Genomic DNA, 14,672 nt, shown 5'->3' on the forward strand with positions numbered 1-14,672 from the left:
AAATTTATTAAACAATTACCAGAAAGGGTGAGCATTTTGAAACCAATGCGCATGCACCATGTTGGGGTTGTACTGCCCACAGTTGAGCAAGCGGAGCATTTGATTGATTTATTTGGGCTGGAAGTGGATTATCGGGGATACGTCAAAAGCTATCATGCCGATTTGATTTTTACCAAGTATGGCCCGATGCTGGAAAGCCCCATCGAATTCATTATTCCCCATGAAGGTGTTCTGACCAAATTTAATAACGGCAAGGGGGGCATTGCTCACATCGCTTTTGAAGTAGAAGATGTGGAAGCCTGCAGCCGAGAACTCGTTGAAAAGGGCATGGAAATGCTGGAGCCGGAAGCAGTGGAAGGCACTTCAGACATTATGGTGAATTTTCTGCGTCCCCGGTATTCGGAAGGGATTCTCTTTGAATTGGTGCAGACGGTAGCACCCGTTGACCGAAGCAGCAATAAATAAGGTTTTTTATTCTGGAAAAGGAGGTACGCCGCAATGATGTATACCATGGGAATCGACATTGGTTCCTCTTCTTCCAAGGCGGTTATTCTGAAGGATGGCACGGATATTGTCGCTGCCACAACAGTTCAGGCCGGCACCGGAAGCAGCGGCCCCAAACGGCTTCTGGAACAGATTCAAACAATCAGCGGGCTGGATTCGGATGATATGTCTTTTATTCTTTCCACCGGATATGGCCGCGCTGCGCTGGCAATTGCGGATAAGCAAATGAGCGAAATTTCCTGCCATGCCAAGGGGGTCTTTTTCCAGAATCCCAAGGCACGGACTATCATCGATATCGGCGGTCAGGATGTTAAGGCAATTTCTTTGGATCACCAAGGGAACATTCGTCAGTTTTACATGAACGACAAGTGTGCGGCGGGAACCGGCCGTTTTTTAGAAGTCATGTCCCGTGTGCTTGAAGTGGAACTGGATCAAATGTCAGATTACCATTTCCGCTCCCAAAATCCGGCCTCGGTGAGCAGTACCTGTACGGTGTTTGCCGAATCGGAGGTTATTTCTCTTTTGGCACAAGGCACACCAAAAGAAGAGATCATCGCCGGCGTTCACATCAGCGTGGCAGCCAAAGCCTGTGCCTTGGCCCAGCGCGTGGGCGTTCACAGCGAGGTAGTCATGTGCGGTGGGGTGGCGCTGAACAGCGGCGTTGCCGACGCGATTCAAAAGGAACTGGGTGAGCGGCTGATTGTAGCACGGGAGCCGCAGCTTACCGGTGCGCTGGGAGCCGCCCGGCTGGCCTATGAAGAAGCAAAACGAAAGGGGAAAACAGCATGAGTGAAAAAGCAATCAGCCAAATGGCTGCAAAAGAAATGCTGGCCTATTATCAGGCTAAGCTGGATGAGGAGGCCCGAGAGGCCAAAGCCAAAGGCAAATTGGTCTGTTGGTCCGCCTCAGTGGCTCCGCCGGAAATGTGCGTAGCCATGGATGTTGCTATGGTATATCCAGAGACACACGCCGCCGGAATCGGTGCGCGCAAAGGCTCTTTGGATCTGTTGGAAGTGGCCGACCGCGACGGCTATTCGGTGGACTGCTGTTCTTATGGCCGGGTGAATATGGGCTATATGAAACTGTTAAAAGAAGAAGCCATCACCGGAAAAACGCCCGAAGCGCTGGCAAATTCGCCGGCAGCCCGTGTCCCGTTGCCTGATTTTGTCCTCACTTGCAACAACATCTGTAATACGCTGCTCAAATGGTATGAGAATCTGGCGGCAGAACTGAATATTCCCTGCATCGTAATAGATGTCCCCTTTAACCATACGATGCCGATTCCAGAATATTCCAAAGAATATATTTCCGACCAATTCCGCAATGCCATTTCACAGCTGGAAGTCATTTGTGGCCGTCCCTTTGACTATCAGAAATTCCACGAAGTCCGCCAGCAGACCCAGCGTTCGATTGTTCAGTGGAATCGCATTGCTTCTATGAGCCAGTATAAGCCTTCTCCGCTCAACGGCTTTGATTTGTTTAACTATATGGCACTGGTGGTCTGCGCCCGCAGCCGCAGCTATGCCGAAGCCACTTTCCGGAAATTTGCCGATGAGCTGGAGGAAAAAAACAAGAAGGGAGAATATGCCTTTAAAGGAGCGGAACAGAACCGCATCACATGGGAGGGAATTGCCGTATGGCCTTATCTGGGTCACACGTTTAAATCTCTGAAGAGCATGGGAACCATCATGACCGGCTCGGCGTATCCCAACATGTGGGATTTGACCTATGATGCGGAAGACGAATCTCTGCACTCAATGGCCGAAGCTTATACCCGTACTTATATCAATACTTGCCTCGATAACAAGGTGAATGTCCTTCTGGGCATTATGGAAAAGGGTCAGTGTGACGGAGTGCTTTATCACCTCAACCGAAGCTGTAAGCTGATGAGCTTCCTCAATGTGGAAACTGCCGAAAAAATCTATGAGAAAAACGGCCTTCCCTATGCCAGCTTCGACGGCGACCAGACCGATCCGCGGAACTTTGCTCCCGCCCAGTATGATACCCGTATTCAGACACTGGGTGAGATGATGGCGAAAAAATCATCTGCGGCTGACGGGGAATAAGGAGAGGAGAGAAAAGCATGAAACAGAACAGAAAAGAACTTTTGGCTCAATTTCGATCCATTGCCGCCAACCCCCGCAAAGCAATGGAAGACTATCAGAAACAAACCGGGAAGGGTGCCATTGGCATTATGCCGGTTTATTCCCCAGAAGAATTGGTTCACGCCACCGGGTTTTTACCCATGGGTCTTTGGGGTGGGCATTGTCCGGTATCAAAAGCCCGTGTTTATCTGCCGCCGTTTGCCTGTTCGATTATGCAGCAGGTAATGGAATTGGAGTGTGACGGGGTCTATGACGATTTGGCCGCCGTGGTATTCTCGGTTCCCTGTGATACCCTCAAGTGTATGAGCCAGAAATGGAAAGGAAAAGCCCCGGCGCTGGTCTTTACTCATCCCCAAAACAGAGGACTGGAATCGGCCAACCGCTTTTTGGAAGAGGAATATTCCATTTTAAAGAAAAAGCTGGAGAAGATTACTGGCGTAACCATTACCAATGCCGCACTGGAAAATTCCATTCAAATCTATAATGAGAATCGGGCCGTGATGCGTGAATTCTCTCGGTTGGCAGCGGAATATCCTCAGTTCATTTCTGCGGTGGATCGTCATGCAGTGTTTAAATCCCGGCAGTTCTTGGAAAAATCGCGCCACACCGCAATGGTGCAGTGTCTTATCGAAGCTGTTCGGGCTGAGGAGCCGAAACCATGGGACGGCAAACGGGTGATTGTTACCGGAATTCTGGCAGAGCCTGACGGTTTGCTGGAATTGTTCGATGAGTTAAAGCTGGCCATTGTAGCTGACGATTTGGCACAGGAATCCCGTCAAATCCGCGTGGATGTGCCGGAAGGCAACGAGGCTCCGCTCTATCGTTTGGCGCGGGTTTGGCAAAACATGTATGGGTGTTCTTTGGCAACCGATACCAAGAAAAAGCATGGCCCCATGCTGGTGGATATGGTTCGCAAGAATGAGGCGGATGCGGTTATCGTGGCAATGATGAAATTCTGCGACCCCGAAGAGTGGGATTACCCCATCTATCGGCAGCAGTTTGAAGAGGCCGGCATCCGCCACCTGATGATTGAAGTCGATCAGGAAATCACTGCTTTGGGTCAGGCGCGCACCCGGCTGCAAAGCTTTGCGGAAATTCTGTAAGGGGGCGATTGAATGGAGAAGGTCAAAATTATCACCGCCGAACAGGCCGCCGACCTTCTGAAAGACGGTGATACCTTTACCACCAGCGGGTTTGTGTCCAGCTGTATTCCCGAGGCTTTGAACAAGGCAGTGGAACAGCGGTTCCTGAATACCGGCCACCCCAAAAACCTTACTTATCTTTACGCCAGTTCACAGGGAAACAAAAAGGGCTGCGGCGGTGAGCATTATGCCCATAAGGGGCTGCTGAAACGCTTTGTGGCCGCCCACTGGGCTACCGTTCCCACTTTGGGTGAAATGGCCATGCGCAATGAGATGGAAGCCTATAACCTGCCCCAAGGGGCCTTGTGTCATCTGTTCCGGGACATTGCGGCCAAAAAGCCCGGTTCCATCACGCAAGTGGGCCTTGGAACCTTTATAGACCCCCGTAACGGCGGTGGTAAGCTCAATGAAATTACCAAAGAAGATATGGTGGAGCTCATCCACATACACGAAAAAGAATATCTGTTTTACCCCTCTTTTCCAGTTCAAGTGGCCTTTTTGCGGGGAACTTATGCAGATGAGCACGGCAATGTGACACTGGAGCGGGAAGTCGCCACTTTAGAGGCCACTTCGGTTGCTCAGGCTGTAAAAAACAGCGGCGGCATTGTAGTGGTTCAAGTGGAAGGCGTTGTGGAAGCCGGCACTCTGGATGCCCGAATGGTTAAGATCCCACGCATCTATGTGGACTATGTGGTTGTTGCTGCCCCTGATGATCACGAGCAGTGCCTGGGCTGCTCTTTCGATCCGTCGATCTGCGGGGAACGAAGAATCTTGGCGGAAACAGCCGCCAGCACTCCGGATTTCCCCATGAGTGCCAAGAAAATCATTGGCCGCCGGGGTGTTTTTGAACTCAAGCCGGGTGATGTGGTAAATCTGGGAGTGGGCGCGCCGGAATATGTTGCTGCGGCGGCAGCAGAAGAAGGCATCGGCGATCAGATGACCCTGACGGTAGAAAGCGGACTGATCGGCGGGATTCCGCAGGGGGGCCCCCGGTTTGGTTCTTCTCAAAATGCAGAGGCGGTTCTGGATCAGGGATATCAATTTGACTTTTATGACGGCGGCGGCTTGAATCAGGCTTTTCTGGGCTTGGCAGAGTGCGACGAGAAAGGCAATATCAATGTCAGCCGGTTTGGCCCGCGGATTGCCGGCTGCGGCGGATTTATTGATATTTCTCAGAACACCCGCAATGTGTGCTTCTGCGGAACCTTTACCGCCGGCGGCTTAAAAATTCATGTGGCCGACGGCAAGGTTCAGATTGTTCAGGAAGGTCGGCAGAAAAAGTTTCTGAAACAAGTGGAAGAAGTTACTTTCAGCGGTGACATGGCGATCAAAAACGGTCAGCTGGTCCGGTACATTACGGAACGCTGTGTAATGGAACTGCGAAAAGATGGAATGCATCTGATTGAGATTGCACCGGGTGTCGACCTCCAAACCCAAATCCTGGATCAGATGGAATTTATGCCAATCATCGATAAAGTAAATGGCGAAGTACCGCAAATGGATCCCCGCATTTTTGCCGAAGAGATTATGGGGATGCATTAAGCCCCGTAATGGTCTGGTTTTCTGATACTGTTCCCATGGTTATGGATTATTTCAAACGATTTCTCGTAACAAAACTCTCTTTCAAAAACCAATAAAACACATTTCTTTTGGTACGATACTCTTTGCAGTGGGGCATCCCTCTTTGCTCTGGCAATCGGAATATTTGTTATGATGTGCAAGCAAGGGATGCTCTTTGCAAAAAACTTTAACTTTCTCGCTTTGCGGAAAATTTTTAAAACCACAATTGTGTTTACAACATTCCTTCTGATTATATAAAAACAGGGTAGATTTTTCGCATCAAAATCTACCCTGTTTTTGTTTGTTTTTTTATAAAAGACTTAGAAGCGAATGGTTTTTGGCTCGTCGGTAAAAGATTCGATGGTGGCTACTGCATTTTTCAGATACAGCACTTCCATTCGGCCATCATCGGCTTGGTACATGCTGCCCAGTGACTCCCGATTATCCTCCAGCATTTTGACACGGGCTTCTCGGCGGCTGTCGGGAACGACTTCTGCCGTTATCCGGATCCAGGTTCCCCTGTCCATGCCTGAAATTTCCACTTTGGGGTTTTTCAGCATCTGCTGGTATACCTTTTTCTGGTTATTGGTCACAAGATAAAGCTTGCCCTCAAATTCTGCAACAGCGCCAAAAGGCCGTACTCTGGGCTGATCCCCCTCATTGGTTGCAAGATAGAAAACTCCGCATTCTTTTAAATAATTTAAAACGTCATTCATCTCGGATTGCTCCTTTCGCGTATTTATGATATATTGATTATATAAGTTTATTATAAAGACTAATATAATAAAATCAACTACGATATTTTAGGATACCAGTATTTTATAGGATACTAGGAGGGGTATATGAATCAAGATTTGTTTGGGCTGTGTCCTTATGTGACATCACAAAAAGTGCTGACCGGAAAATGGTCGATTTACATTTTGTATTTATTAAAGGACGGCCCCATTCGATTCAATGAATTACAGCGTCGGCTGCCGGAAGAAATTACCCACGCAACCTTGTCCCGGCAACTCAAAACATTAGAGCAGGAAGGTTTGATTTTGAGAAAGGAATATACTCAAATTCCACCTAAGGTAGAGTATTCTTTAAGCACTATTGGGGAAAAGTTTCACGTTGTTTTACAGGCGCTGGAAATTTGGGGAAACGAGTACATCGATTATCTGAATCGAAAAAGCCAGAAGGAAACTCAAGTACAAAATTCTTTGGAATAATCGGTGCCGCTATTGGATTTTTCATGATCGGCATTGGGGAGGCAACCGAATTGCACCCGAAAATCAAAGTGACACCCTTGGCAGAAAAAATCGAAGAAACCACCTCAGTCCCGAACGCTCTTTGGGATTAAGGTGGTTTCTTCGTTTGTAAAGTACCAGTACGCACAACACGAAAATAAAAAGGATGACTTTGGATGATACTCTATGTGTATGATATGATTTGCGATTTATTTCCCGGGACACGCTGAAAGATTTGGGGTGAACACAGAAGTGTAAAGAGTTCCCCCCAGATCAAAATGATCTGTTTGTAAAAAGTTATTTTCCTTTAGCTGAGTTTTCAGCTGTTTCGGACTGAACCGGTGTTCCAAAGGGGGGCCGTAGGAAGTTTGCTTTGGGTGGAATTCAATGATTGCCAACATTCCGCCCGGGGTTAAAATGCGTCTGATTTGGCGCAGCATTTCTGGAATGTCCTGAAGCTCATGATAAACGGTGGAAAGCAGAGCAATGCGGCAAGAGGAGGAAGGAACCTTAGAGATTTCTTTTTCCAGAATCACATTTTCCGCCTTTTGTCCTGCCTTTTTTTCTTCTAAAATAGCCAACATTTCCGGTGAGAGATCTACCGCATAAATCAAAGCATGGCTTTGGTTTGCTGCGGCAAAAGTGAAAATTCCCGTTCCGGCGCCGATATCGCACAGGGAATCATTTTCTTTCAGGCCGATTTTTTTGAGCGTTTCCACCGGATTTAATTCTTTGATCCGTTGGGGATTTTCTAATTTGTGTTTCATGTTTTTTCACAGTTCCTTTCGGGTGGCAGCGTGTTTTAACATTGTGCAGGATGGGGAAGCGGCACTCATTAGAAAGAGGAAGAAACCCTGCACCATGCTGATTTTGTTCAAAGCACTTTTTCTTAGGCAGTCGAATGAGAGTTCATCAATTTTTTTCTTCTCCGCTGACGGTTTCATAAGGCCAGTCGATAATGCCGCCAAAATCATAAACTGAGGGATAACCCAGTTCCGCCAGTTTTTGTGCGGCAAGGGCACTTCGGCGTCCGCTGCGGCAATAAACCAAAATGGGGGTGTCTTTCTCAGTTAGTGTTTTTTCTGCCTCAGCGGCGATTTGATAATCCGGAATCAATGTCGCACCCTCAATTCGTTGTTCTAAAAATTCTTCTGCTGTGCGAACATCCAACAAAATAAAATGTTCCAAACTGTCCATTTTTTGTTTCGCTTCTTCTGGGGAAATGGTTTTATAGGCCGTTTTGCCGCTGCTAGTTGAAAGGGAAGAAGAATTGCCAGCCTTTCGGGTACAGCCCCCCAAAAGGAATGCGCTGACACAGATGAAAATGCCCAGTAAAAGAAATGCAATGAGATATTTTTTCACAGTTCTTCTCCTTCACAATAATATTGTTTCAGGACATCTATCACCTTTTCCACACGCTCATCCGCAATTCGATAGGTAATGCTTTGGCCGGATTTTGTAAAATCCAGAATTCCATGAGCTTTTAAAAGTGCCAGGTGCTGGGATAAAGCAGATTGTGTAATATTGGGGATTTTTTCTGCCAATTTACTTACTGTTTTTGGGCCTTCTATCAGCTGGCATAAAATCAAAAGCCGGTTTTCATTGGCAAGCATTTTCAGCAGTTCCGCAATTTGTTTTGCTTTTTCTTCCATTGGAATCGTCCTTTCTGTGTTTTAATTGGCAAATTCCCTGTGTCATCGTGCCCATTGGGCAGTAAACACACCAGGAACGAGGTTTAAAGAGAATCATTGTGACAAGGCCCAAAACAGTGGAAGTCAGCATCACGCCGTAAAATCCAAACGCAAATTGGGCGACCGCCGGAGCGGCAAAAGAAGTGTTTACCCAATTCCAGGGAAGTCTAAAAACCCACAGCAGTGTGACGGCCTCTCGCAAATCAGCACCGGCAAATACCAGATAAGTGGAATAAAGCATCAACCCGAACATGGTCATAAAGAATGTTAAAAATCCATAGCGAAACCACTTGGAGCGCAGAAATTTCGGAGGGGCCTGTTGGCGGGAAAGACCGAATCGTCCGCCCAGCAGTTCAAATAACTGGCCGCGCCCACAATATTTGTTACAGTACGCTTTATTTCCTTTCCAAATAGAAATCAGTAAAGGAACAAAAAAACAAATCAGTCCCAGCCATGCAAATAGAATATTGAAAATACCTAAGGTGAGATAAACGGCTGAGAAAATCCAGAGATATTCATACCACGGCTTGCGCTTTTTCATACATATCCTCCCTTGCAATCATGGTGATGACTTGAGCCGGGCAAACCTTGGCGCATCTTGTGCATCCAATGCATAGTTGTTCGTTCACTTCTGCACGGATTCCCTTGGGAACCGTGATGGCTCCTTTGGGACAAACCTTTACACAGCATCCGCAGGCCACACATTCGGGCGATACAAAAGCAATTTTTTTCATAATCGATTCAAACACCCTTTATCAGTATATTAGTAATTACTAATATACTGATATTAATTTATTTTGTCAAGAGTTTTATTTGTTATTGACATATGCCATAAAAGGAGTAAAATAATAGATGGCATATGCCAATATAGCGCCAGGGAAGGAGAGGGTTTTATGCCCAGACCCCGAAAGTGCAGGCGAGTGTGCTGCCTGCCAAAACGGCAGCATTTTGGTCCGCTGGATGGCAAAGAGATCCAAGAAATGAGCATCGTCATGACGGTGGACGAATTTGAGAGCATCCGTCTGATTGATCTGGAAGGGCTTACTCAGGAAGAATGCGCGAAACGCATGGACGTTGCCCGAACCACGGCGCAGGGGATCTATAACAGTGCCCGCAAGAAATTGGCGGAATGTCTTGTGCATGGCAAACGGCTGCAAATCAGCGGCGGCGATTATACCCTTTGCGGCAACGGGACAGAGTGTCACTGTATTCATTGCCCCAAAAAACAAACGAAAGACTGAATAGGAGGAAAAAAACATGATACTGGCAATTCCTTATCAAGATGAAAAAGTGTTCCAGCATTTTGGGAAAAGTGAAGCTTTTAAGCTGTATGAAACAGAAAATGGTGAGATTTTAAACGGCCGTGTGGTGTCTACCAATGGAAACGGCCACGGTGCTTTGGCAGAAATGCTGGAGCAGTGGAAGGTTTCAGTGCTGATTTGCGGGGGGATCGGTGCCGGTGCAAAAGAAGCTTTAACGCAGCGGAGCATTGAAATTTTTGGCGGAGTGAGCGGGTCAGCGGATCAGGCGGCCAAAGAGTATCTGGCCGGGACATTGATCTATAACCCGGATGTAGCCTGCAATCATCACCATCATGAGGAAGGCCACAGCTGTTCCGGAGAAGATCACTCTGCGTGCGGTCATTGAAAAAGAAATAAATATAAAAACAGAAAGCCTGAAGCAAAAGCTTCAGGCTTTCTGTTTTATTGATTCCTCTTTGCACAAACTTTGTTTTGATTTTAGAGGAATCTGCAAAATGAAAAATCCGATGAGTTATTCTATTTTCAGTCGATTAAATGATGGGAATACCATTGGTTGCCTTTAAGCCGCCACAGAAAGATTACAGCCCGAATCACCCATTCTAACACCATTGCCAAATAAATTCCCATCAGACCAAAGCCAAGGGGGAGGGCCAACAGCCAGCCGCAGCCAACGCGCAGACCCCACATGCAGAACAGGGACACCATAGAGCTGAATTTTGCATCGCCCGCAGCACGAATCGCAGCAGGGATAATAAAGCTGGCGGACCAGAGAAGGGGCTGTGCCAAAGCTGTTACCACCACGATGTTCCAGACTTCAGATACGATTTCTTCCGGTGGTTGAAAAATACCGATTAAGGGTTTGAGAACCGGCAGAATCAAAAGGAAAGTGAGAAGAAAGCTGAATCCGGATAAAACCACAAAAGTGCGAATGAACTTGCGGGCGTCCTGAATCTGCCGCCGCCCCATGCATTGCCCGATGATGGTCACCGCCACCTGACTGATGGTGTTGCTGGGAATTTGCAGAATCAAAATAATTGACCAGCTGATGGCGTTGGAGGTAAGAGCCAAGGTCCCCAGTGCTACAATAAAGGTTTGGGTGAGCAGTTTTCCGCCATTAAAGAAAATTTGCTCTGCCGCAAAGGGAATTCCGATATAAAGAATTCTTTTCAGAATATCCAGATTGGGTTTTAACGCGCCCCGCCACTGAAAATGAAGCATGTCGTCCAGCCGAATCAGGAAGAACAAAGAGCATGTCGCACCCAGCAGGCGGGCGATGTTAACGCCTATGGCCATACCGACTACGCCCCAATCGAATATGTAAATGAAAAGAATGTTTATCAGTACATACGATACATTAGTAATCAGGCTCAAAGCCAGGGCGGGGCGGGTTCGCCCCACACCCCGCAGGCAGCAGACCGCACCCTGATATAAGCCATAGGCAGGGTAAGACAATACACTGCCTAAAAGGTAAAGCCTTGCGTTGTGGAATACCTCTGCGTCGGCATTTCCGAACAGAACCGACAAAAGCGGATCGCGAAATAAGATTAGAAGCAGTCCCAGCGCAAAGGACGCCGTCGGAACCAGCGACACGGCCTGTTCGGTGGAACGGGACACCATTTCAGGGTTCCGGTTGCCCTGATATTGGGCCACCAGCACAGTGCCTCCGGTTGCGATAGCGATAATGACAGTTGTCATCAGAATATTCAGTGAATCCACCATATTGACGGCACTGATGGCCGCCACGCCGGCTGTGCTGATCAAGGCGGTATTAAAAAAATTGATGCCAAGAATAAAGGTTTGTTCCACCAGAATCGGCAGAGCAAGAGAAAGGATTTGCTGGTAGTGGATGTTTTGGCCGGACAGATGCTTTTCCATCAGTCCGACCGAGCGCCTTTTTAAGAAATGCCAATAGTTAACCACAAAATCACACCAATTCATTTTACGGATGGCATCGATTCATTTGCCACGGTTTGTTTTATTCGGTTTGGGACAGAATGTCCCGGGTTGCGACCACGTCTACTCCGGTGCCGCACACATTTTCCAACACGGTTTGCCCCATGTGTACCGGGGCGGTTAAGGTTGCTTTATTTATTTCACGCATTACATCAAACATCATGCCCTTGGGAATGCCGCCGCTGGTTTTCACCGGGCATCGGCGCAAAGAGCTGTTTTTCAGCCGAACGGTAGAAGTGATAATGCGCATGGGGGCAGTCAGTTCCTGTTTGGCGTATACCGGCCCCCGGGAACAGGCATTGCCGGTAACGTGGAATCCATTTTCTGTATCTACCCGCAGGCGGCAGCCTCTGGGACACACAATACAAGTCAGTTCCGTCATCCTTGTGCCTCCTCTATGGATATCTCAATGGTGTTTGCACCTTCCAGCAAGGTTTTAGGCAGCGACACACGCTCCATTTCACCGGGAGCCAGATAAGGCTTGGGGTATCGTGCGGCGATTTCGCCGTCGCGGCGCACAATCACGGCGCTTTTTTCACAGCTTCGGTTCACACGAAAGAAAACACCCACATTCTTTTCCACCCGTTCCGGTCGAATTCTTTGGGGTACGGTATAAGTGACCCCCGAACCGTTTTTCAGTGTTACCGTGTGGGAAGCCGCATTGTCTTTCTGGGCGGCAGCGGTTCCGGCCAGTTGGCTTTCCGCTGTGACGAAGTCCACCAAATCATGCACATGCACGGCATTTCCGCAGGCAAAAATCCCGGGGATAGAGGTTTCCATATTTTCATAGACCATGGCGCCGCCGGTGCGGGGATCCATCTCGATTCCCGCTTTGCGGGTCAGCTCGTTTTCCGGAATCAGGCCCACTGAAAGCAAAATGGTGTCACAATCGAAAATCATCTCGGTTCCGGGAATCGGCTGGCGGTTTTCGTCTACTTGGGACACCACCGCCTGTTCCACCCGCTTTTTCCCTCGGATTTCAGTAATGGTGTGGGAAAGATACAGCGGAATATTAAAATCTTCCAAACACTGAACGATGTTGCGCTTTAAACCGCCGGAATAGGGCATCACTTCCACACAAGCCAACACCTTGGCACCTTCCAGCGTCATGCGGCGAGCCATAATCAGCCCAATATCGCCGGAACCCAGAATCAAAACCCGGCGGCCCACCATATACCCTTCCATATTAACATAGCGCTGGGCGGTTCCGGCAGTGAAAATACCGGCTGGTCGGCTGCCCGGAATGGCAATGGCCCCCCGGGTGCGTTCCCGGCAGCCCATAGACAGAACAATGGAGTGCGCTTTTAAAATCTGAAGGCCATAGGTTTTGCTGACGGCGGTAATGGTTTTATCAGCAGTAATTTCCAGAACCATGGTATCGGTCATCAGTTCAATTCCGGTGCCTTCCAGCATGTGGATGAATTTTCCGGCGTATTCCGGCCCGGTTAGTTCTTCTTTAAAATAATGCAGGCCAAATCCGTTGTGGATACATTGGTTTAAAATACCACCCGGTTCCCGATCCCGCTCTATTAATAAAATGCGTTCAAGCCCCGCCTTATGGGCAGCCAATGCGGCGGCCAGTCCGGCTGGGCCAGCCCCGATTACAATCAGATCATACATTTCATTCATCGGCGGACCCTCCCTTGGTTTCTCCCATTAAAATATTGGTTCCTTCGCCGTCCTGGGGCACCTGATCGGGAGAGACATTCCAATGCTCCGCCAAAAGTTCCAGAATTCTGGGGCTGCAAAAAGAGCCCTGACATCGGCCCATTCCCGCGTTGGTGCGGCGTTTCACCGCATCGATAGAGCGAGGGGGAACCGGGCTGCTGAAAGAATCTCGGATTTCGCCTTCTGTCACGGTTTCACACCGGCAAATGACTCGTCCGTAATCGGGATTCTCTTGAATCAGGCGTGCTTTTTCTTCTGTGGGCAAATGGGCAAAGCGTATTCTGCGGCGCGATTGCACAAACTGCTCTTTTTCGGCCAAAGAAAGTCCGGACTGCCCCAAAAGCTGCACCGCCATTTTTCCGATAGCCGGCGCACAGGTTAATCCCGGTGACTTGATTCCGGCCAAATCAATAAAGTCTGGCACATCGGCTGCGGATTCGATGATAAAATCATCCCGATCCGCTGCCGCACGGATTCCGGCAAAATTGCGGATGGACTGACGCAGATTTAAGTTGGGCAGGGATTTGCGGGCGTTTCGCGCTACCTGTTCCAGCCCGGCTCGGGTGGTGGACAGATCGTTTGGGGACTCAGGCGGCTCATTGTTGGGGCCCACAATCAAATTGCCGTGGACGGTGGGGGCAACCAAAGTTCCTTTGCCCGCCTTGGTGGGACACTGAAAAACAACATGAGAGACCTGATTCCCTTCGCTTTTATCCAACAGATAATATTCACCCCGATCGGGCACAATGGTAAAAGAAGGTTTTGCCACCAGATTGTGAATGATATCTGCACTGACGCCGGCAGCATTTAAAATGTGGCGGGCATGAATGTCTTTTTCTCCTGCTGTAATTGAGAAGCCGTCTTTCTCTTTCGTAATGGCGGTTACCGGACAGCTTAAAAACAGCTCTGCACCGTTTTGTACAGCGGTTTCTGTCAAAGCCAAAGCCAATTCCCAGGGGCTGACAATTCCTGCTGTGGGGGCGTACAGTGCCCCGGACACCGGACTGAGATTTGGTTCCATCGTTTTGACTTGTTCAGGGGTTAGCAGCTCCAGCCCGGGAACACCGTTTTGAACACCCCGTTGGTACAATTCCCGAATCTTTGGCAGCTCCTCTTCGGTAAAAGCCAGCACCAAAGAACCTGTTTGCAAATAAGGGACATCCAATTCCCGGCACAATTGGCCCATTAACTGGGTGCCTTCCCGGTTTAATTTTGCCATCAAAGTTCCCGGTTCCGGGTCATATCCAGCGTGAACAATGGCGCTGTTGGCCTTGGTGGTTCCCATAGAAATATCATTTTCCTGTTCTATGATGGCAACACGCAGGCGATAGCGGGACAACTCATAAGCGGCAGAAGCACCGGTAATTCCGCAGCCGATAATCGCAACATCAAACATAGCGGTCTCCTTTTTTATCTTGGGTCAGGCGACTTTTCGCCTGCTTGGCACAAATAATTAAATCTGGTTTCATCAATTAAATACTATACAATGAATCCCTCGATTTGTCATGGTACAACACAGCCAAAAGCATTTGGAAAAGATACTTTTTTTGGTGAAGTT

18 protein-coding genes are annotated in these 14,672 nt (G+C 48.5%); 8 read left to right on the forward strand and 10 right to left on the reverse strand.

All coding sequences use genetic code 11. The annotated features are described in order from the left end of the window. Window positions 1–45 precede the first annotated feature (45 nt). From C1A02_RS11815 to C1A02_RS11835, 5 genes are read left to right on the forward strand one after another with little or no spacing between them, the layout of a single operon-like run. The gene (locus C1A02_RS11815; RefSeq protein ID WP_370737805.1) at window positions 46–465 is read left to right on the forward strand and encodes a VOC family protein; all 420 of its coding nucleotides are present in this window, start codon (window positions 46–48) and stop codon (window positions 463–465) included. 36 nt (window positions 466–501) lie between these two features. Continuing rightward, window positions 502–1,293, forward strand: a complete 792-nt coding sequence (locus tag C1A02_RS11820; RefSeq protein WP_101698608.1) for an acyl-CoA dehydratase activase — start codon at window positions 502–504, stop codon at window positions 1,291–1,293. After that, window positions 1,290–2,570 carry a 2-hydroxyacyl-CoA dehydratase subunit D gene (locus C1A02_RS11825; RefSeq protein ID WP_101698440.1) on the forward strand — a complete coding sequence of 427 codons (1,281 nt, stop codon included), beginning with the start codon at window positions 1,290–1,292 and terminating at the stop codon, window positions 2,568–2,570. The genes C1A02_RS11820 and C1A02_RS11825 overlap by 4 nt, the downstream gene beginning before the upstream one ends. Window positions 2,571–2,587: 17 nt before the next feature. Beyond that, window positions 2,588–3,712, forward strand: a complete 1,125-nt coding sequence (locus C1A02_RS11830) for a 2-hydroxyacyl-CoA dehydratase subunit D (protein WP_101698441.1) — start codon at window positions 2,588–2,590, stop codon at window positions 3,710–3,712. A 12-nt stretch (window positions 3,713–3,724) separates the two neighbouring features. Next, window positions 3,725–5,293, forward strand: a complete 1,569-nt coding sequence (locus C1A02_RS11835) for an acyl CoA:acetate/3-ketoacid CoA transferase (RefSeq protein ID WP_101698442.1) — start codon at window positions 3,725–3,727, stop codon at window positions 5,291–5,293. 338 nt (window positions 5,294–5,631) lie between these two features. On the opposite strand, the gene C1A02_RS11840 is transcribed toward C1A02_RS11835, so the two are convergent. Beyond that, the gene (locus C1A02_RS11840) at window positions 5,632–6,027 is read right to left on the reverse strand and encodes a pyridoxamine 5'-phosphate oxidase family protein (protein WP_101698443.1); all 396 of its coding nucleotides are present in this window, start codon (window positions 6,025–6,027) and stop codon (window positions 5,632–5,634) included. Between the two features lie 126 nt (window positions 6,028–6,153). Here C1A02_RS11840 and C1A02_RS11845 point away from each other — a divergent pair, with 126 nt between their 5' ends. Then, on the forward strand, window positions 6,154–6,522 hold the full coding sequence (locus C1A02_RS11845; protein ID WP_101698444.1) for a winged helix-turn-helix transcriptional regulator: 369 nt from the start codon (window positions 6,154–6,156) through the stop codon (window positions 6,520–6,522). Window positions 6,523–6,749: 227 nt separating this feature from the next. On the opposite strand, the gene C1A02_RS11850 is transcribed toward C1A02_RS11845, so the two are convergent. From C1A02_RS11850 to C1A02_RS11870, 5 genes are all read right to left on the reverse strand, one after another. After that, window positions 6,750–7,307, reverse strand: coding sequence for a class I SAM-dependent methyltransferase (locus tag C1A02_RS11850; protein WP_101698445.1), 558 nt, complete (start codon window positions 7,305–7,307; stop codon window positions 6,750–6,752). A gap of 145 nt (window positions 7,308–7,452) precedes the next feature. After that, window positions 7,453–7,902 carry a rhodanese-like domain-containing protein gene (locus C1A02_RS13780; RefSeq protein WP_243578006.1) on the reverse strand — a complete coding sequence of 150 codons (450 nt, stop codon included), beginning with the start codon at window positions 7,900–7,902 and terminating at the stop codon, window positions 7,453–7,455. Next, on the reverse strand, window positions 7,899–8,192 hold the full coding sequence (locus C1A02_RS11860) for an ArsR/SmtB family transcription factor (protein WP_101698446.1): 294 nt from the start codon (window positions 8,190–8,192) through the stop codon (window positions 7,899–7,901). The genes C1A02_RS13780 and C1A02_RS11860 overlap by 4 nt, the downstream gene beginning before the upstream one ends. Continuing rightward, window positions 8,140–8,772 (reverse strand): 4Fe-4S binding protein, encoded by a 633-nt coding sequence (locus tag C1A02_RS11865; RefSeq protein WP_101698447.1) that lies wholly within the window; start codon window positions 8,770–8,772, stop codon window positions 8,140–8,142. The genes C1A02_RS11860 and C1A02_RS11865 overlap by 53 nt, the downstream gene beginning before the upstream one ends. Beyond that, on the reverse strand, window positions 8,747–8,965 hold the full coding sequence (locus C1A02_RS11870; protein WP_101698448.1) for an ATP-binding protein: 219 nt from the start codon (window positions 8,963–8,965) through the stop codon (window positions 8,747–8,749). Before C1A02_RS11870 ends, C1A02_RS11865 begins: the two co-directional genes overlap by 26 nt. A gap of 159 nt (window positions 8,966–9,124) precedes the next feature. On the opposite strand from C1A02_RS11870, the gene C1A02_RS11875 reads away from it, so the two are divergent. Further along, a complete protein-coding gene (locus C1A02_RS11875; RefSeq protein WP_101698449.1) occupies window positions 9,125–9,472 on the forward strand; it encodes a DUF134 domain-containing protein in 348 nt (115 codons plus the stop codon). Between the two features lie 16 nt (window positions 9,473–9,488). Beyond that, window positions 9,489–9,878, forward strand: coding sequence for a NifB/NifX family molybdenum-iron cluster-binding protein (locus tag C1A02_RS11880; RefSeq protein ID WP_101698450.1), 390 nt, complete (start codon window positions 9,489–9,491; stop codon window positions 9,876–9,878). 137 nt (window positions 9,879–10,015) lie between these two features. Here C1A02_RS11880 and C1A02_RS11885 read toward each other — a convergent pair whose 3' ends face one another. The 4 genes from C1A02_RS11885 to C1A02_RS11900 are packed head-to-tail and all read right to left on the reverse strand — an operon-like array spanning window position 10,016 to window position 14,510. Next, complete coding sequence (locus C1A02_RS11885) at window positions 10,016–11,413, reverse strand: MATE family efflux transporter (protein ID WP_243578007.1); 1,398 nt, start codon at window positions 11,411–11,413, stop codon at window positions 10,016–10,018. A 55-nt stretch (window positions 11,414–11,468) separates the two neighbouring features. Beyond that, entirely contained in the window at window positions 11,469–11,828 is a 360-nt protein-coding gene (locus C1A02_RS11890; RefSeq protein WP_101698452.1) for a DUF1667 domain-containing protein, read from the reverse strand. Further along, window positions 11,825–13,075: an NAD(P)/FAD-dependent oxidoreductase gene (locus tag C1A02_RS11895; protein ID WP_207204909.1), complete on the reverse strand. Its 1,251-nt coding sequence runs from the start codon at window positions 13,073–13,075 to the stop codon at window positions 11,825–11,827. Before C1A02_RS11895 ends, C1A02_RS11890 begins: the two co-directional genes overlap by 4 nt. After that, on the reverse strand, window positions 13,068–14,510 hold the full coding sequence (locus tag C1A02_RS11900) for an NAD(P)/FAD-dependent oxidoreductase (RefSeq protein WP_101698453.1): 1,443 nt from the start codon (window positions 14,508–14,510) through the stop codon (window positions 13,068–13,070). The genes C1A02_RS11895 and C1A02_RS11900 overlap by 8 nt, the downstream gene beginning before the upstream one ends. Window positions 14,511–14,672 lie beyond the last annotated feature (162 nt).

This window comes from Clostridium minihomine (genome assembly GCF_900240385.1).
Classification (GTDB): domain Bacteria; phylum Bacillota; class Clostridia; order Oscillospirales; family Acutalibacteraceae; genus Faecalispora; species Faecalispora minihomine.